We start from the raw sequence: 18,051 nt of genomic DNA, 5'->3' as shown, positions 1-18,051 counted from the left end.
CCAGACGTTGATTCTGGCCCCATAACTGATCCGATCAGTGGCTAGTTTAACTTAATCTTCGAAGTAGGTGTAACCATAAACGCCGGATTTCAGCTCTTCCAGCAGCAGGCTTTGCTGTTCTGTGGTGACGTCAATTTTCGCCAGCTGCTTCTGGTACGAAGCAATCAGCTTCTTGGCGTCGAACTGCACATAACGCAGCACGTCGGCCACAGTGTCACCTTTGATTGGGTTGGTCAGGCGGTAGCCACCGTTTTCGTCCAGCTCCACGTGCACTGAGTCGGTGTCACCGAACAGGTTGTGCAGGTCGCCCAGAATTTCCTGGTAAGCACCGACCATAAACATACCCAGCAGGAACTGCTCATCTTCTTTGTACGATGGCAGCGGCAGGGTCGATTCAATACCATTGCCGTCGGCATAGCTCTTCAGCGCGCCGTCCGAGTCACAGGTAATGTCCTGAATAATGGCGCGGTGTTCCAGGCTTTCGTTCATCCGCTCCAGTGGCATCACCGGGAACAGCTGGTCAATACCCCAGGCATCCGGCATCGACTGGAACAAGGAGAAGTTCACAAACAGCTTGTCGGCCAGCTTCTCGTTCAGCTCGTCGTGAATATCACGGTGTGAACGTGACGACAGGTCGAGCATGTTTTTCACCTTGTTTAAGGTGGCGAAGTAAATTTGTTCCAGCAGTGACCAGTCCTGTAGAGTCAGCAGGCCGTGCACGTACTGCGCGTGCGCATCGGTAAAGAAATGCACGGCGTCATGGTAGGCTTCAACGGCTGAACGTGGCGTCACGTTTTTGTAGGAGTCCCACAAGCCCCAGATCACCGCTGGTGAATCTTCGCTTGGCTCTGGCAGTTTGACCAGGCCCGGGGCGCGTTCAATGTCAATGGCGTCTGTCACCAGCACCGCATGGTGTGCGGTCATGGCACGGCCCGATTCAGTGATGATATTCGGGTGTGGCAGGTCGTATTCGTCACAGACTTCTTTTAAGCCGTACACCACGTTACGGGCGTATTCCAGCATGGTGTAATTCATGGAGCAGGCCGAACGGCTGTTGGAGCCTTCGTAGTCCACACCTAAACCACCACCGACGTCGACGGTTTCAATAGGCACACCTAAAGTACGCAGCTCGGCGTAGTGACGGGCACATTCGCGAATGGCGTTGTGAATGTCACGGATATTGGCAATTTGTGAACCGATATGGAAATGCACCAGTTTCAGCAAATCCAGTTTGCCGGCGTCACGCAGAATGTCGATGGCTTGCAGCACCTGGGTGGCGGTCAGGCCGAATTTGCCTTTTTCGCCGCCAGTGTTTTGCCATTTGCCTTTACCGACCGAGTTCAGTTTGATGCGGATACCGATATAAGGGGCATGGCCCAGGCTGTCGATTTCACGCAGCAGGGTTTTCAGCTCGGTAATTTTTTCCACCACCACGTAAACGCTGTGGCCCATCATCTGGCCTATGGTGGCCAGACGCAGGAACTCGGAATCTTTATAACCGTTACAGACAATACGCAGCGGCTGGTCGGTGACGCCTAAAATAGCCATCAGCTCAGGTTTAGAACCTGCTTCCAGGCCAACTTTACCGCTGTCGTGGCTAACCAGCTTTTTCACCACAGAAAACTGCTGGTTTACTTTGATTGGGTAAACGGCGGTGTATTCGCCCTGATAATCCTTCTCGGCTTTGGCCTGCATAAAGGAGCTGATCAGCGTGCCTACGCGGTGCTGCAGAATGTCGGTAAAACGCACCAACACCGGCAGGGTTAAGCCTTCTTCTTTAAAACGTGCAGTCAGCTCTGGCATGCTGATGCCAGGCTTGTTGTGATCCTGATCCGGATAAGCCACCAGATCACCATTGTTGTTCACATCAAAATAGCCTTCGCTCCAGACCGCGACGTTATAAATAGAACGTGCCTTTTCGAAACCCCAATCTGCCATTGTCGTACCCTGATAAAAAAGATGCGGTATTTTAAAACCAATGCGGCGAAAAAAACATGAAAAATTTGTTTATAGCGGCCTGCACTGGCAAAATGTTGCGCTTCGTTTTTCAGGAGGGGTGTTTTATGTTGAAAACTGATCAGTGGTTTACCGAAATTTTTGCCGCCAGCGGCAGTGTTTTTGGTTTGGAAATTACCAAAAAACTGGACGAGGTGCAGTCACCTTTCCAGCACATTGAACTATTCGAAACGACCCAGTTTGGCAATATGATGGTGATTGACAGCGTCATTATGCTGAGCACCAGAGACAACTTCCTGTACCACGAAATGCTGAGCCATCCGGTGTTATTCACCCACCCGAACCCACAGCAGGTGGTGATTATTGGTGGTGGTGACTGCGGTACGCTGCGCGAAGTGCTGAAACACCCAATAGCGCAAGTCACCCAGATTGATATTGACGAGCAAGTAACCCGGATGGCGGAAAAGTACTTCCCGGAGCTGTGCGCGTCCAATAACGACCCACGTGCGACCTTAAAATTTGCCGACGGTATCGCTTTTATGCGTGACGCGGCGCCAGAGTCACTGGACGTAGTGATTGTCGACTCCACCGACCCTATTGGTCCGGGCGAAGGCCTGTTTAACCGCGCCTTTTATGAAAGCTGCCTGAAGGCATTAAAACCAGGCGGTATTCTGGTGCAACAAAGTGAATCGCCGCTTATTCATATGCCGCTGCTCAAAGCCATGCGTGAAGCCATGACGGATGCCGGTTTTGCCGCACTGCAAACCCTGCAGTTCCCGCAAATGGTCTACCCGTCTGGCTGGTGGACCTGCACCCTGGCGCGCAAAGACGCCCAGTTTGACGGCTTCCGTGTCGAGGCTGCAGCGCAGGCGCCATTTAACACCGAATACTACAATGCCGGCATTCACCAGGCCGCGATGGCGCTGCCTAATTTTGTGTTGCGTGAGTTTGGCCTGAAATAAGCCGAATGCATATGCAAAAGGGCAGCCACTGGGCTGCCCTTTGTATTTGGTCAGGGCTTATGGTGTTATTTGGTTTTCAGCCAGACCGGCAGGCTGGTTGCAAGCGCGAGCAGGGCACTCAATGGCAATACCACCAGAAGCCCCAGCATGCCAAAGCCCATATCATCCGCCAGTTCTGCACGTTGGCTCGTGCCAGTGGCCCAAAGTTGGTAAAGCACTGCCGCTTCAGTCAACAGATAGTCATACAGCATAAAACTGCCAATCAGTACTAACAAACTAAGCCCCAGGCGAAGTAAGAGCTTAATGAGTCGCCACATATAGTTTCACATCCTTGTGCTCGTTGAATTTAGTGTTTATCAGAAAGGTGTTGGGCAGCGGGTGACCGCCCGGCCCAACGCAGACTTAACAAAATCAGCGCTGAACCGCCGGTTAGGGTCCACCAATTCACCTGGTGTTGCCAGAACACAAAGTTGACCAGGAGCCCGGCTGGGATCAGCACATTATTCATCACCGCCAGCTGGTTGGCGCTGACCTGGCGTGAGGCGATGCTCCAGAGCAGATAACCAAGGCCGGATGCCACCAACCCCAACCAGAGCAAAATGCCGGTTTGCAGCGGAGTGTCGGGCAAGCGTTGCCAGTTGGCGAACAGCAGGGCGGCAAGCAGGCTGAAGCTGGCCGCACCGGCAAAAAACCAGCCAAACTGCTGAGTTTGTTGTTTGGCGTTACCGACATCGAGCTGGCGATAGGCCACCTGACCCACAGCAAAACAGAAGTTGGCTGCCTGGATCAGCAGCAAACCCCACCAGAATTCCGCACTGAGTTGCTGGTAACGAATGACCAGTGCGCCCAGCACCGCCAGCAAGGCCGGGCCCAGCCAGCGCCAGTGCAGTTGACGGTAACGCCAGTAATAGTCCAGCACCGAAATATACACTGGGGTCAGAATGGTAAACAGCAGCACTTCGGCCACCGACAGGTATAAAAAGGCATGGTACAGCAGCAGGTACATCAGGCCCAGTTGAATGGCGCCTATGGCCGCCAATTGACTGGCAAGTCTCAGTGGTGTCCGGTACTTCAGCAGTAACGGCAGAAACAGCAGCAGGGCAAGCACCATCCGGCTGCTGACCGCAATATAAGGGTCCACACTGGCGGCCAGAAACTCACCAATTAACGAAAAACTAAAGGCCCAAACCAGGGTAACCAGCCAAAGCAACGCCATAAACAACTACGCCAGTGAACAAAGACTGGCGCAGCATAAATCAGAACCCAACGCAGGCAAAGTTATTGCGTGACTGGCTCAATATGAATTTCAACCCGACGGTTCATCGCTCTGTTGCTTTCTGAGGTATTCGGCACTGCCGGTGAATTGGGTCCCATGCCTTGGGTTTCCAGCCGGATCGGGTTCAGCCCTTGTGCCATCAGGTACTGTTTCACGCTGTCAGCTCGTTTGCCGGACAGTTGCATATTGTAGTCATAAGGGCCGGTGTCGTCGGTGTAGCCGGTAATCACCAGCAGGGTTTTGTCGTATTCACCCAACACTTTGGCCACGTCATTCAGCACCGGATACAGCTGAGGCTGAATGTCTGAACGGTTGACCTGGAAGGTAATTTGTGACGGAATTTCTAAGCGTAAAATGTTGCCGTCGCGGTGAACTTTCACCCCAGTACCTGACAGTTGATCACGCAACGCCATTTCCTGGTTGTCCATATAACGGCCAACGGCCGCACCAGCCAAAGCACCAATGGCGGCACCAATAGCCAGACGTTTGTTTTTATGATTACCGGTGGCTTTACCTAGTACGGCTCCTACACCAGCGCCAATGGCTGCACCCTTTGCGGTGTTTTGATTTTCCGGGGCCACAGCACAACCAGTCAGTACCAGAGCGCTGCACAGCGCCATCACAGCTAAACGTGTTGAATTCATTCCGTTCTCCTTGCGTTATCTCGGGGCGCAGACTAACACGCCTTTTGCACCAGTCTATGGCAAGAGTCTGAATTGCGGCTGAATTTCAGCCTTGTGGTGGGAGCTATTAAAATCCGGCTGAAGTCGGCTAGACATATATACGTCCAAACCAGTATGCTCAGGGTGAATTTTAACCAGAGGAGTAAGCCTGTTATGGCGTTGTTATGGCGGCGTCTGGTGCTGAAGGTCGGCAGTGCGCTGATAGCACCAGAAGCAAAAGGATGTTCAACCCGCTACTTGCTGGCCATCGCGAATTTTATCAGCGAATGCCGGCAACAAGGGGTTGAGGTGGTGTTGGTGTCTTCAGGAAGCGTGGCTGCTGGCCGTGCCGCTATCCCATTCCCGCATCACCCCTTGCCGATTAACGTCAAACAGGCGATGGCTGCAGTGGGGCAAACCCGCATGATGCAAAGCTGGCGCAATCTGTTTGACTTTGATTGTGCGCAGATTTTGCTAACCCACGACGATTTATCCGATAGGCGTCGTTACCTGAATGTGCATAACACCCTGCGCACCTTGCTGGACCATGGCGTGCTGCCGATAGTGAATGAAAATGACACTGTGGCGACGGCCGAGCTGAAAGTGGGCGACAACGACAATCTGGCCGCTTTGGTGGCCAGCGTGGTGGATGCTGACTTGCTGGTGATTTGTTCCGACGTGGATGGCTTGTATACCGCCAACCCAAGAACCAACCCGGCTGCCAGTTTGCTGACCGATGTACATCAGCTGAGTGCCGACATTTATGCCATGGCCGGTGGCAGCCATCATCAGATAGGCACAGGTGGTATGGTCACCAAGTTGCAGGCCGCGCAAAAGGCCACCAGCCTGGGCATTGATACGCTGATTATTAACGGCCAGAAAGCGGCCAGCTTTGCCAGCTTGCTGGCTGGGCAAAACCCCGGAACCCTGTTTCATAAGCAGTTATCCAGAGTCAGTGCGAAAAAACACTGGTTGCTGCATAGCCTGAAAACTTATGGGGAAGTGCAGTTGGATGAAGGCGCGGCCAAAGCGGTGTTGGAGCGGGGCGCGTCTTTGTTGCCCAAAGGCATCACTGCGGTTAGTGGCGATTTTGAAAAAGGCGATGCGGTCTGGTTGTGTGACAGCGCGGGCGCAAAGCTGGCCAAAGGCATCAGTCAGTACAACACCGCAGAGCTTGGCAAAATTAAAGGAGTGCACAGCCAGAGCATTGCTCAGGTGTTGGGCTACTGCCCAAGCGAAGTGGCGGTGCACCGCGACGATTTAGCGCTGCTGGAGGCAAAATGATGAGTTTTTCTGTAAGTGAGTTTTGTCAGCGGGCCAAAGCCGCTTCGTTGCAGCTGGCGCGTTTAACGGAAGCAGAAAAAAATGCCGCGCTGGAAGCAATAGCGCAGGGCATTGAAGAGCAGCAGGCCAGCATTCTGGCGGCTAATGCTTTGGATATGGCGGCAGGTCGGGAAAAAGGCCTGGATGACGCCATGCTGGACCGTTTGCTGCTGACGCCTGAGCGTTTACTGAAGCTGGCGGCTGCAGTGCGTCAGGTGGCCGCCTTGCCAGACCCGGTCGGGCAAATTCGCGATTTAACCACCAGACCCAATGGCATTCAGGTGGGGCGCATGCGTATCCCTCTGGGGGTGATTGCGATGATTTACGAAGCGCGGCCCAACGTGACCGCAGATGCCGGGGCTTTGTGCTTAAAATCCGGCAATGCGGTGATCTTGCGTGGCGGTCGTGAAGCTTTGCATTCCAGCCTGGCCATTGCCGCTGTGATGCAGCAGGCGCTGCGGCAACAGGGCATTGACCCGGCCGCTATTTCTGTGGTGCCGGACCCGGACCGGGATTTATTGCTGCAGTTGCTGCAGCAAAAGCAATACATCGATTTGGTGATCCCACGTGGCGGCGAAGGCCTGATCCACTTCGTCAGTGACCACAGCAAAATTCCGGTCATTCAGCATTACAAAGGCATTTGTCATTTGTATGTCGACAAAGACGCTGATCTGGACAAAGCGCTGGCGCTGCTGCTGAATGGCAAAACCCAGCGCCCCGGTGTCTGCAATGCGCTGGAAACCTTGTTGGTGCATCAGCAGATTGCAGAGCACTTTTTGCCGAAAGCCGCCGCTGCATTGGCGGCGCAGCAGGTGGATGTCTTTGCCTGCGCACAGAGCCTTGGCTTCTTTGCTGCTGCCCAGTTGGCTGACGCACAGCAGTTTGATACCGAGTATCTGCGGCTGGCGTTGTCGGTAAAAACAGTCCCGGATTACGCAGCGGCCATTATGCATATTCAGCGTCATAGCTCAGGCCATACCGAGGTGATCTGTACTCAGGATTACAGCACGGCACAGCGGTTTATACGGGATATTAACAGTGCTGTGGTGATGGTGAATGCGTCATCCCGCTTCAGTGATGGCGGCGAGCTGGGTTTGGGAGCTGAGATTGGCATTTCCACCTCAAAGCTGCACGCCTATGGCCCTATGGGACTGGAGTCGCTGACCACCGAAAAATACCTGGTGCTGGGGGATGGGCAGGTCCGCAGCTAGCCGTTACTTGAAGGAATTGGCTGGTGGGGTTTCCCGTTTGTACTGGCGGAACAGTTCTTCAATGAAACCTTGGGCGCGCAGCTGGTCAACCGCCTGTTGCAGCGCCTGCACTTTTTTCTGCGGTATTTCAGGGTTCAGCGCCAGAAAATTTTGGCCGACATAGGAAATATCCAGCACCGGCTCAACGTCGGCCACGCTTTTACCATAAGGCTGCAACCAGCCGTCAATCACCTGATCAGAGCTAATCAGCAAATCCAGCTTGCCAGCCAGAAACAGCGGCACCGCGTCGAGCCGACTTTGAACCAGCAGTAGGTTTTTATCGACCACAAAACCCTGACTTAGCAGGTATTGCTCGAAAAAATCACCATGGGTTACTGCTATACCAAAGGCTTTGGCTTGCTGTAAATCTGCAGGACTGACGTCGGGCCGGCTTTTTAGCCGGTACAGATAGGTGGTGGACGAGGCCAGCGGACCGACCCACTGAAACTGACGTTCGCGTTTGCCAGTACGGACTATGGAAAATACGCCAGAGCTTTCATGGTGCTGTGCCAGCTCATAGGCCCTTAGCCAGGGCAGCGACTGAAAGCGGCACTCGAGATTGGCAAGCTGACAGGCTTGTTTTAATAAATCGGCATTAATACCAACGACTTCATTACGCAGGCTGTAATTGTAGGGAAAAAACTCTTCGGTGTATAAACGCAGCGGAGCCGCGGTAGCGGAGCTAGCGATACAAAGCATGGTCACCATGACCAGGTATTTCGCTATGCAACTTCTCATTCTGCAGCCTCCCTTGCTCCCGCCACTAATGACACTACTCCAGTGAAGTTCAAAGTCAAGTCGCCGCTTTATTCGACAACCAAGCCAGGCTCTGCTTTGATATATAAATCAGCAGGTTAGCGGGTCGACTTATGAAGGTTGCAGTAGTTGGTGGTGGGATCAATGGCTTGTGTTGTGCCTGGCAACTGGCATTGTCTGGTTTTGAGGTACAGCTGTTTGAGCGCGATGAGTTGATGCAGGCCACCAGCCAGGCGTCGTCCAAATTGTTGCATGGCGGCTTGCGTTACTTAGAGCAGGCCGAATTTCGTCTGGTGCATGAAGCCTTGCAAGAGCGGCGCTGGTGGCTGAAGAAGGCGCCAAAACTGACCCGACGTTTACCTTTGTTGTTTCCTTTGTATCAGGACAGCGCGCGGCCGCGCTGGCAGCTGAAGCTGGGCCTGATGCTGTACGACGTTTTATCTGGCAAAAAAGGCATAGGCCGTCACCGCTGGCTGACGCCTGAACAGGTGCTGCGCTGTTCCCCGGCGCTACGGCCACAAGGGCTGCAGGGAGCCTATTTATTCTTTGATGGCCAGATGGATGACTACAAACTGGGCCTGTGGGTGGCGGAACAGGCCAGTAAAGCGGGCGCCGTGCTGCACAACCAAAGCCCGGTGGTGCAACTCAATGCGGCCGGGTCGCTGGTGCTGGCTGGCCAGCAGCAGTGGCAGCAGTTTGATGTGGTGGTGAATGTAGCGGGTCCCTGGAGCAATGCGCTGCTGGAGCAATCTGGCATGGGGGTGGACACGCCGCTGGATCTGGTGCGGGGCAGCCATTTAGTGCTGCCACCAGTCAGCCGTTATGGCCATATGCTGCAGGTGCCACAGGAGCAGCGGCTGGTGTTTGTGTTGCCTTATCAGGGCAATACACTGGTTGGTACCACAGAAGTGCGTCAGTCGCTGCAGGATAAAATTGCGGTCAGCGATCAGGAGCGGCATTACCTGCTGAGCCTGTATAACCACTACTTCACTCAGCCGGCCACCCACAAAGATATTCTGCGGGAATTTGCCGGAGTGCGGCCTTTATTGGGTGGCAGTGAGGATGCTGGCCAAGCCAGCCGGGAGTATCAGTTGCATTGGCAGCAACAGGTACTGACGGTGTCTGGCGGTAAATGGACCACAGCCCGGGCATTGGCGCGGGCTGTGGTGGAGCAGGTCAGGCAGAAGGCGTTATAAATCCAGCGCCAGAATTTTTGAGCGGCGCTGGTAGTTATACAGCTGTTTCTTTTTCGCTGGCAGGTCTTCAACCCCAACCAGTTCAAAGCCTTGCTCCTGGAACCAGTGAATGCTGCGGGTGGTCAGGGCAAATAAGCGGTCGTATTTACGCTGACGGGCAATTTGAATAATGTTTTTCAACAAGGCTGTACCACGGTCGGCATCCCGGTAATGTTCATGCACGGCAAGACAGGCAAACTCACCGACATTGTCCTCCGGGAAGGGGTACAAAGCGGCGCAGCCAATAATCAGACCATCGCGTTCAATCACGGTAAACTGGTCGATTTCCATCTCCAGTTGTTCGCGGGAGCGGCGTACCAGCAGACCTTGCTGCTCCAGCGGCCGGATTAAATCAAGAATACCGCCTATGTCGCTAATGGCCGCCAGACGCAACCGTTCAGCCGCTTCGGTGACAATTTGGGTACCAATACCGTCGCGGGAGAATAATTCCTGCAGCATAGCGCCGTTGTCGCTGAAGCTGACCAAGTGGCAGCGTGGGATACCAGAGCGGCAGGCGGTAATAGCTGCATGCAAAAAGGCCAGAGTGCCGGTGCAGGCATCTTCTTTTTGCTCCATCTCCAGCATCACTTTTTCGGCGTAGTTGGGCATCAGCTCTGCGGTGATCTCGCCATCAGGGCCAACAATACCACCGGCTTCGTTGAAGCCGATCATTTTGTCGGCTTTCAGTTTAATCGCGACCTGAGTGGCAATTTCTTCCGCGGTCAGGTTAAAACTTTCGCCAGTGACTGACGCGGCAATAGGCCCCATCAGCACGATACCGCTGGTGTCGAGCTGACGACGGATACCTGCGACATCAATACGGCGTACCCGGCCGCTGTGCAGGTAATCAATGCCATCATCCACACCCAGCGGCTGTGCAATCACAAAGTTGCCGCTGACCACGTTGATCTGAGCATTGTGCATAGGTGTATTGCTTAAGCTCATCGACAGGCGAGCGGTAATATCCAGCTGTAAAGAACCCGCTACTTGCTTAATGACTTTAAAGGACGCGTCGTCGGTAACCCGAATTCGGTTGTGGTAATCGCAGTTCAGACCGGCTTCCTGCAGCGCGGTATTAATTTGCGGCCTGGCACCATACACCAGCACAATTTTTATGCCCAAGGTATTCATTAGGGCTATATCATTGATTATGCTTCGAAAACCGGGTTGGGCTATGGCTTCGCCGCCGAGCATCACCACAAAGGTTTTGCCACGGTGGGCATTGACGTAAGGGGCCGACTGGCGAAAACCATCAACAAGTTCAGTGGTACGCACGGACTCTGTAGTTCCTTATCAGGTTGAGTAAAAAGTTTCTGTTCGTTTCACGACCCATTGAACTCTGGGCCTCCTGAGCCTAGCAAAGCTGCAGAAAAACGAAAAAGGTCTTGGCGAAAAATGCCGCACACTTTAACTAAAAAATGATTTTTTATCCACTTTTTGTGCAAGTAAATTCATGCTGAACGGGTTGTGAGCCCGGGTTGCAGATGAATTTGGCAAGCCGCCGCAACCCATCTTTGGCTGCGGAGACCTTTAGTCCAGAATGATATGGGGCAAGAACCGTGAAGAGTCTTTGGTAATCAACGAATTATCTTCGCGAATCCCAATACCGGCTGCACTGTTGCCAACCACCCAGCTGCCAATCATGCTGTAGCTGTCACCAAACTTCGGCAGGGGTTGCAGCCGCTGCCGGATAAAGGCAGCGTCATTATAAGGCCCTGGCTCGGCAATGTGCTGTCCAGAGCTGGTGACCAATTCCACATTGGCCCCTTCCCGTGAGAACAAAGGTTTACGGACCCAGCCAGCATCCAGGCGTTGGCCTGGTTGCTCGAAATGACTTTCCAGCAAATTCGGATGGTTCGGGTATTTTTGCCACAGCAGCGGCAAAATGCCTTTATTGGACAACAGCATTTTCCAGGCTGGTTCCAGCCATTGGGTCTGACTGGTCAGGATCACTGAGGAGAATTCCTCTTGCAGCATAAATTCCCAGGGGTACAGCTTAAACAGACCGCCAATAGCATATCCGTCTAAATCCACCAGCTGACCGCTGGCGGCACCCAACTGTTCCAGTTCAATAAAGCGGCTGTCAGTGCCAGCCTGACGGGCAATATCCATCAGGTAATGCACTGTGCCTTTGTCTTCAATGCTGCTGCCGACCGCAGCGAAATACAGCGGATTGGCCAGAGGTAAACTGGCAAATGCCTGTTCCAGTTGATCCTGCAGTGAGTTGAATTGGTCGGCGCCTTTGGGCACCTGGCCGCGCATTAACTGATCTTCCAGCCAGACCCATTGGAAAAAACCGGTTTCAAATAACGAGGTAGGCGTGTCGTAATTCAGCTCCAGCAGTTTGGCCGGGCCTGTACCGTCGTAGACCAGGTCCATCCGTCCATACAGTGATGGTTGCTGGCTGTGCCAGGACTGCTGCACTGTGTCCCAGAAGGCTGGCGGGATGGCCAGCTGAGACAGTTTTTGCTCATCCCCAATAATGTCAGCCACCAGCTCCAGCGCCATCTGGTGCAACTCTTCGGTTGGGCCTTCCAGGTCGTTTTCTATCTGGTCCAGGCTGAACTGGTAATAGCCGGTTTCATCCCAATAGGCTTCACCGTCAAAGGTATGAAAATCAAAACCAACGGATTCAGCATAAGAGCGCCAGCCGGGGCGCTCTGTGGAGGCAATTTTCTTCATGCCGGATTAACCACCGTAGCTACTGCTGCTGGACTGGCGTTGTTGGGCCTGAGCGCCAAAACCGCCACGGCTGACTAAGCCGGCCGGTCTGGTCTGCACACTGGACGGGCGCAGATAGGTGCTGCCAGTGCTTTTAGCCACTGGTGTATTGTTGGCCGTGCGGAAGGTGCCCTGATCATCACGGGATTTATACAGCGGCTGCGGCTGTACCGGCTGTTTTAACTTGTTGCCGCCGTTCATCATCTGGCCCATCAGGAAGCCCATCATCATCGGCATAAAAAAACCGCCGCCTGATTGCGCCTGAGTCGCTGGAGGGGTTTCGCACTGACCCGCGCCGAAATCGGCCTCACAGGCTTGCTGGCTGGTGTATTTAGGCGCTACTTGCGTATGCAGTGCTGTGGCTTGCGCCAGATCGGCTTTGCACTGCTCCGGGTTGTAATAGGCGGCGCACTGATCGACAGTTTCGAACACTGCGCTTTGCACAGGCTCTTCACCGCAGCCAGCCATTAAGATGGTGGCGGTAGGAACCATCATCACCAGCGCTGCTTTTTTGCTGCGCTTTAACAGTTTTTGTTTCATTGGATACATCCTCAGTACGTCATGCTGGCTGCGTTGATAAGGCCAATAGCGACTGAACAGCCGGCAGAAAATACCCCTGCAGCCAGCTCACCATTTTGAATACGCTGCGGTAATTGTTTCAGCGCAAAGCGCACCACAGCAAAGGTTACTACCTGAATCAAAAGAGCAATGGCGCCCCAGATAGCACAGTCTGTTAATGACAGCGAGTGGGTAATGGCGCTGGATAACGGCAGGGCAAAGCCAATCAGTGCGCCGGCAAACGCCACGGCGGCCGCAACGTTATTGTCTTTAATCAGGGCCAGCTCGTCATGAGGAGTGACCCAGGTGTAGAGGCGGCAAAACACCAGAACCAGCACCACGGCCAGCAGGAAAAAACTTAAAAATTCCGGTAATCCGGCAATCGAAGCAAGCAGGGTGTCACTCATTCTCAGGTCCTTCTCTGTTGGAATTGCTTCGATGATCCGGAAAAGCCCGGAAAAAGGCAACCGCGGGGGCTGTTCTTTTTTCGGCGACCGCCTGTTCAACGACGAAACTCAACTATGCTGAATAGGATGTTAGTCGAGCTAAGTTACTGATTTGTTAAAGGGGTTGCTATGTTAAATTCGTTTTCTGTCAAACTCAGATTGTTGGTGCTGGTCAGCGTGCCTTTATTGGTATTGGTGCTGATTAGCGCGGTTTCGTTGTATGAAATGAAAGTACTGAGCTCAGGAGCCAGCAGTATTTATCTGGATAGGGTCGTACCACTAAAACAAATCAAGCAGGTGTCGGATGCCTACGCGGTCAGCGCGGTGGATTTGTTGCATAAAGCCCGGGGCGGCGTGTTGGCCCCTGAGCAGGCGAAAAACCAACTCAGTAGCAGCATTGAGCTGGCGGATCAGATTTGGCAGCAGTATCTGGCCACGGAGCTCACGCCGGAAGAACAGCAGTTGGCCACTAAAGCCAGTGAACAAATCCGCCGGTTCCGTGCCCAGCTGCAGGGTTATCTGAGCCAGCTGGACAATGGTGAGTTGCTGGCGATGCCAGCGGAATCCTTTAACCATGACCTGTATCAAAGTGCTGACCCGCTGAGCGAAACGCTGGCCAAGCTGATTGATATTCAGTTGCTGGAAGCCGGCAAATTCAAAGAGCAGGCGCAGTCGGGCTACGACTTCTTTATCAAGCTGTTTGTGGTGGCCCTATTGATGGTGCTGGTGTTGTTGGGGGCATTAAGTTTCCTGATTTATCGCTCCATCCACCATCCGCTGTCGTCACTGCAAAGTGCGATTAGCGTCGTCGGTGAAAAATCTGACCTGCGGGTGCGGGCCGAGGTGATAGGACAGGATGAAATAGCTCAGACGGCCAGTGCTTTTAACCTGACCATTAGCCGGGTGCATCAATTTTTTAGTGAGTTGTCTGACGCCGTGTCGCAACTGGCGGCGGCGTCGGAGCAAATGAGCCAAATCAGCCAGCAGGTCAGCGGCACTGCCTTTGAACAGGAGCAGCAGGTCAACCTGATTGCCACCGCCATTAATCAAATGTCGGCCGCTATTCAGGAAGTGGCCAATAGCGCACTGTTGACCTCGGAGCAGGCGACCAATGCCGATCATCGCACTCAGGCGGGTTATCAGAAGGTGCAGCAAAACAAAGCCTCAATTGAGCAGCTGTCCACTGTGGTGCAAGGTGCCAGTACTGTGATTGAACAACTGAAGCTGGAGTCGGAGAAAATTACCTCGGTGTTGGCGGTGATTCAGACCATTGCCGGCCAAACCAACCTGCTGGCGCTGAACGCGGCGATTGAGGCGGCTCGGGCCGGTGAAGCCGGTCGTGGTTTTGCTGTGGTGGCTGATGAAGTCCGTACCCTGGCGACCAATACGCAGCAGGCGACTGAGTCGATTAAACAAATGATCGATACCTTGCAGCAGTCGGCATTGGAAGCCGTCAGTGCCATGGCGCAAAGTGGCCGTTATGCCGGTGAAAGTGTCGACAACGCTGTTGAAGCGGCGTCTGTGCTGGAGGAGATCAAAAGCTCGGTGGAAACCATTGTCGATATGAACGTGCAAATCTCGGCTGCAACTGAACAACAAACCATAGTGGCGGAAGATATCAATAAGAATATCAGTGAGTTCAGTGTCAGTATTGCGGATATGAGCCGCAGCGCCACCCACAGTGCCGACGCCAGCAGCTCTTTGTCGCAACTGGCTGCCCGGTTGCAACAGCAGGCGGCTATGTATCAGGTCTGAGCCTTGTTTTGGTGCAACAGATCGTCGCTGCACAATGTTGGCGGTCTGATTGCACCACTGAATACGTATTCATCTTGTGAGCCTTCCAGTGCTGGTCAATAAATAACCCGGACAACGATCAATAACACAATAGTTCCAGCTGTAACGGAATAAAAACAATAGTCAACGGGGACAACAGGCATGACATACCGCAAGCTCAGTGTACTGACGCTTGCTTTTGCTGCTGCCGGTTTCAGCACTGTGCTCAGTGCGGAGCAGGCCAGTCAGCAACTGCAAGAGCAGCAAAGCGCCGACTCAGGCGCGAACAGCAATAAATCAAAAGAACAGGTAGAGGTCATTGAAGTCAAAGGCTTTTCTACCAGTCTGATCAAATCATTAAATGACAAACGTTTTGCCGACACTGTGGTGGAGGCTATCTCTGCAGATGATTTAGGCGCCTTGCCTGATGTGTCGATGGCCGACGCGCTGACCCGTTTACCCGGTATTTCAGCCGTGCGTACCGGTGGCCAGGCGTCCGAGATTAACATTCGTGGTATGGCGGGTGGTTTTGTATTTTCCACTCTCAATGGCCGTGAGCAGGTGTCGACCAGCGGTCAGCGCAATATCGAGTTTGATCAGTACCCGTCGGAGCTGATCAGTTCAGCGGCAGTCTACAAGTCGCCAAAAGCCTCACTGATCGAAGGCGGCGTCGCAGGCACCGTCGAGCTGAAAACCACCAGTCCGCTGGCAGCAAAAAAAGACCACAATGTCACAGTGAATCTGCGTGGCATGTTGAACGATAGGGCCAATGAAATTCCCGATGGCACCGAACATGGTCACCGTTTCAGCCTGTCGTATCAGGGCAAGTTTCTCGACGAAACTTTGGGGCTGGCTTTGGGGTATGCCCGTTTGTTCCAGCCGAGTGTCTCCACTCAGTTTGTCGGCTTTGCCTACAACGCAGAGGCCGATATTGATGGTGCGGCCGAAGCGGAGCCGAATGAGCTGATCAGCGAAGGGTTTGAAATGCAGCACCGCGGCGGTGAAGAAACCCGTAACGGTTATATGGCCGCACTGGAATGGGTGCCGTCCGACAAACTGACATTAAAGGCCGATGCCTTTTTATCCAAGTTTGACACTGAAGCTTTTGCCCGTGGTTTCCGTGTGAAGTTTGACGGCGCCAATGCCGCTATCGGCAATCCGGTGATTGAAAACAATATGTTGGTGGGCGGCACCATCAACCGCAAGACCAATGGCAACACCAGGGTTGAGCTGGTCAACGACGACAATACCGACAATGACGAAGTGTTAAGCCTTGGCTTTAACGCCGACTTTGAGGCGACTGACAACCTGACGCTGAATTTTGACCTGTCGCATTCGGCGGCGAAAAGTAATTTCCGTAATGGCCTGCTCTGGTCGCTGGTGGCCGAAGATGCCAACGCCGCCGTCCCCGTGGTTGACCCCAATGTGTCGATCAGTTATTTGCTGAACGGTTTAAGCTTGCCTTCAGTCGGCTTTAACCAGGAAGCAGCCTTTACCGACATCAACCGGGTGATGGTCAGTAAATATGGCATTTACCCTTACCTGAACGAAGATGAAGTCAATGCCTATAAGCTGGATGGTAAGTACCGGCTGGATAATAACTTCCTCAGTGCGTTTGAAGCTGGGGTGCGCTATTCAGAGCGAGATTACTCCAATGACCGCTCCGTGTTTGAATATGGCTCTGATGGCATGTTTCTGTCATCCCAGCCACCACTGAAGCTGACCCAGGATATGGTGAAGGTGGTGAACTTCAGCGGCGCGTTCAGCCATTTCCCCAGCTACCTGGCCATTGATCAGCAAAAAGCATTGAATGCCTGGTTTCCACAAGGGGTGCCACAACCAGTGCAAACCTGGGGCACAGGCAACACAGGGATTCTGCCGGAGCAGAGGGTGACAGGTGGGCCGGATACGGCCTGGTCCGTACTGCAAAGTGGCGAAGTCTATGAAAATGTGCTGTCGGCCTACCTGATGGCCAATATTGACACTGAGCTGCTGGGGTTGCCCGTGACCGGGAATATTGGCGTCCGGATGGTGGAAACCGAGCAGTTAGCCACAGATCTGACCGATGTCGGCGGCGACGCCACCTTGGGCGCGCAGAATATTATGGATGAAGCAGGCCTGGTCAACACCCGGTATAAACCCGGGGTGATTGGCCAGAAATACACCGATTACCTGCCGTCGCTGAACCTGAACTTTGCACTGACCGATTCGGATCAAATCCGCTTTGCGGCGGCCAAAGTGATGTCACGTCCGCCTATTGACCGGTTGGCGTCCAACACCAGTTACACCATTGACGCTATTACCGGCAAAGTGAATGGCTCCAGTGCCAACAGCCCGTTTTTAAAGCCGTTTTACGCCACTCAGTACGATATTTCTTATGAGAAGTACTTTGAGGATTCCGATGGGGCTTTTGTCGCTGCATTGTTCTACAAAGATATCGAGTCTTTTATCAATACCTTCACCATTACGGACTTTGATTTCGCTGCTGCCGGTTTTCCTATCCCGGCTTATGTGCCGGGCACCGAACCTGGAAATCCGGATGGTTTGCCTCCGGTCAGCACCAAACCCGGTGACTACACCACGGCGGTCAACAACGAAAACGGTGGTTATATCCGCGGTGCCGAACTGGCGTATACCCAGGTGTTTAAATTTCTGCCGGGGTTCTGGTCTGGTTTAGGCTTCAGTGGCAGTTATTCCTACACCGAAAGTGAAATTCAGCAGCAGGTCAGTCTGGGGGCTCAGACTATTGATATTACCTTGCCAGGCCTGTCGAAAAATGTTGCGACGGCCACCTTGTTCTGGGAGTACCAGGGTTTTGAAACCCGGCTCAGTGCGCGCTACCGCGACAAGTTTGTTTCTGAACAGGTGGCGGTGGAAGCGCAGACGGTGAATTTTGACGGCGAAACCGTGCTGGACTACCAGGCGTCTTATCAAATCAACGATCAGTTCGGCGTGTTGTTTCAGGTGAATAACCTGACCGATGAACCGACCAAAAGTTACTTCGGCACCCCAACCAATACCGGCACTATTCAGTTTTTTGGCCGGCAGTATTTCCTGGGTGCGAACTACGTGTTCTGACACTGATCATGCAAGCCTGCTGTGCGCGGGCTGAAAAACCGAATTGGAGTAGAAA

The 18,051-nt window shown here is 53.4% G+C and carries 15 protein-coding genes; 6 read left to right on the top strand and 9 right to left on the bottom strand.

Annotated features, from left to right (window positions below; all coding sequences use genetic code 11):
* Window positions 1-51: 51 nt before the first annotated feature.
* Complete coding sequence (gene speA, locus ACFO3I_RS00450; protein WP_377330819.1) at window positions 52-1,938, bottom strand: biosynthetic arginine decarboxylase; 1,887 nt, start codon at window positions 1,936-1,938, stop codon at window positions 52-54.
* A gap of 125 nt (window positions 1,939-2,063) precedes the next feature.
* Here speA and speE point away from each other — a divergent pair, with 125 nt between their 5' ends.
* Window positions 2,064-2,918 (top strand): polyamine aminopropyltransferase, encoded by an 855-nt coding sequence (gene speE, locus ACFO3I_RS00445; protein ID WP_377330817.1) that lies wholly within the window; start codon window positions 2,064-2,066, stop codon window positions 2,916-2,918.
* A 65-nt stretch (window positions 2,919-2,983) separates the two neighbouring features.
* Here the strand turns inward: speE and ACFO3I_RS00440 are convergent, their stop codons facing one another.
* The 3 genes from ACFO3I_RS00440 to ACFO3I_RS00430 all read right to left on the bottom strand — a co-directional run bounded on the left by ACFO3I_RS00440 (window position 2,984) and on the right by ACFO3I_RS00430 (window position 4,838).
* Window positions 2,984-3,235 (bottom strand): hypothetical protein, encoded by a 252-nt coding sequence (locus ACFO3I_RS00440; protein ID WP_377330815.1) that lies wholly within the window; start codon window positions 3,233-3,235, stop codon window positions 2,984-2,986.
* Between the two features lie 29 nt (window positions 3,236-3,264).
* Window positions 3,265-4,134 (bottom strand): EamA family transporter, encoded by an 870-nt coding sequence (locus ACFO3I_RS00435; protein ID WP_377330813.1) that lies wholly within the window; start codon window positions 4,132-4,134, stop codon window positions 3,265-3,267.
* 62 nt (window positions 4,135-4,196) lie between these two features.
* Window positions 4,197-4,838: a YiaD family glycine zipper/OmpA-like lipoprotein gene (locus ACFO3I_RS00430; RefSeq protein WP_377330812.1), complete on the bottom strand. Its 642-nt coding sequence runs from the start codon at window positions 4,836-4,838 to the stop codon at window positions 4,197-4,199.
* Between the two features lie 192 nt (window positions 4,839-5,030).
* Here ACFO3I_RS00430 and proB point away from each other — a divergent pair, with 192 nt between their 5' ends.
* Both proB and ACFO3I_RS00420 read left to right on the top strand, forming a co-directional pair.
* Entirely contained in the window at window positions 5,031-6,140 is a 1,110-nt protein-coding gene (gene proB / locus ACFO3I_RS00425) for a glutamate 5-kinase (protein WP_377330810.1), read from the top strand.
* Window positions 6,140-7,390 carry a glutamate-5-semialdehyde dehydrogenase gene (locus ACFO3I_RS00420; RefSeq protein ID WP_377330809.1) on the top strand — a complete coding sequence of 417 codons (1,251 nt, stop codon included), beginning with the start codon at window positions 6,140-6,142 and terminating at the stop codon, window positions 7,388-7,390. The genes proB and ACFO3I_RS00420 overlap by 1 nt, the downstream gene beginning before the upstream one ends.
* 3 nt (window positions 7,391-7,393) lie before the next feature.
* On the opposite strand, the gene ACFO3I_RS00415 is transcribed toward ACFO3I_RS00420, so the two are convergent.
* Window positions 7,394-8,167, bottom strand: coding sequence for a substrate-binding periplasmic protein (locus ACFO3I_RS00415; protein ID WP_377330808.1), 774 nt, complete (start codon window positions 8,165-8,167; stop codon window positions 7,394-7,396).
* Window positions 8,168-8,298: 131 nt separating this feature from the next.
* Between ACFO3I_RS00415 and ACFO3I_RS00410 the strand changes: the two genes are divergently transcribed.
* A complete protein-coding gene (locus ACFO3I_RS00410) occupies window positions 8,299-9,381 on the top strand; it encodes a glycerol-3-phosphate dehydrogenase/oxidase (protein ID WP_377330806.1) in 1,083 nt (360 codons plus the stop codon).
* Here ACFO3I_RS00410 and argA read toward each other — a convergent pair.
* The 4 genes from argA to ACFO3I_RS00390 all read right to left on the bottom strand — a co-directional run bounded on the left by argA (window position 9,376) and on the right by ACFO3I_RS00390 (window position 13,106).
* A complete protein-coding gene (gene argA / locus ACFO3I_RS00405) occupies window positions 9,376-10,695 on the bottom strand; it encodes an amino-acid N-acetyltransferase (protein WP_377330805.1) in 1,320 nt (439 codons plus the stop codon). The two genes, ACFO3I_RS00410 and argA, sit on opposite strands and share 6 nt — an antisense overlap.
* A 255-nt stretch (window positions 10,696-10,950) precedes the next feature.
* Window positions 10,951-12,102, bottom strand: a complete 1,152-nt coding sequence (locus ACFO3I_RS00400; RefSeq protein ID WP_377330803.1) for a glutathionylspermidine synthase family protein — start codon at window positions 12,100-12,102, stop codon at window positions 10,951-10,953.
* 6 nt (window positions 12,103-12,108) lie between these two features.
* Window positions 12,109-12,681 (bottom strand): DUF1190 domain-containing protein, encoded by a 573-nt coding sequence (locus tag ACFO3I_RS00395; RefSeq protein ID WP_377330801.1) that lies wholly within the window; start codon window positions 12,679-12,681, stop codon window positions 12,109-12,111.
* A gap of 11 nt (window positions 12,682-12,692) precedes the next feature.
* Window positions 12,693-13,106, bottom strand: a complete 414-nt coding sequence (locus tag ACFO3I_RS00390) for a DUF350 domain-containing protein (protein ID WP_377330799.1) — start codon at window positions 13,104-13,106, stop codon at window positions 12,693-12,695.
* Between the two features lie 168 nt (window positions 13,107-13,274).
* Between ACFO3I_RS00390 and ACFO3I_RS00385 the strand changes: the two genes are divergently transcribed.
* Window positions 13,275-14,900 (top strand): methyl-accepting chemotaxis protein, encoded by a 1,626-nt coding sequence (locus ACFO3I_RS00385; protein WP_377330798.1) that lies wholly within the window; start codon window positions 13,275-13,277, stop codon window positions 14,898-14,900.
* A 180-nt stretch (window positions 14,901-15,080) separates the two neighbouring features.
* Window positions 15,081-17,996, top strand: coding sequence for a TonB-dependent receptor (locus ACFO3I_RS00380; RefSeq protein WP_377330797.1), 2,916 nt, complete (start codon window positions 15,081-15,083; stop codon window positions 17,994-17,996).
* The last annotated feature ends 55 nt before the right edge of the window (window positions 17,997-18,051 follow it).

It is taken from the genome of Rheinheimera marina (genome assembly GCF_042654345.1).
Classification (GTDB): Bacteria; Pseudomonadota; Gammaproteobacteria; order Enterobacterales; family Alteromonadaceae; genus Pararheinheimera; species Pararheinheimera marina.
This window is presented reverse-complemented; position numbering and strand designations above follow the sequence as displayed.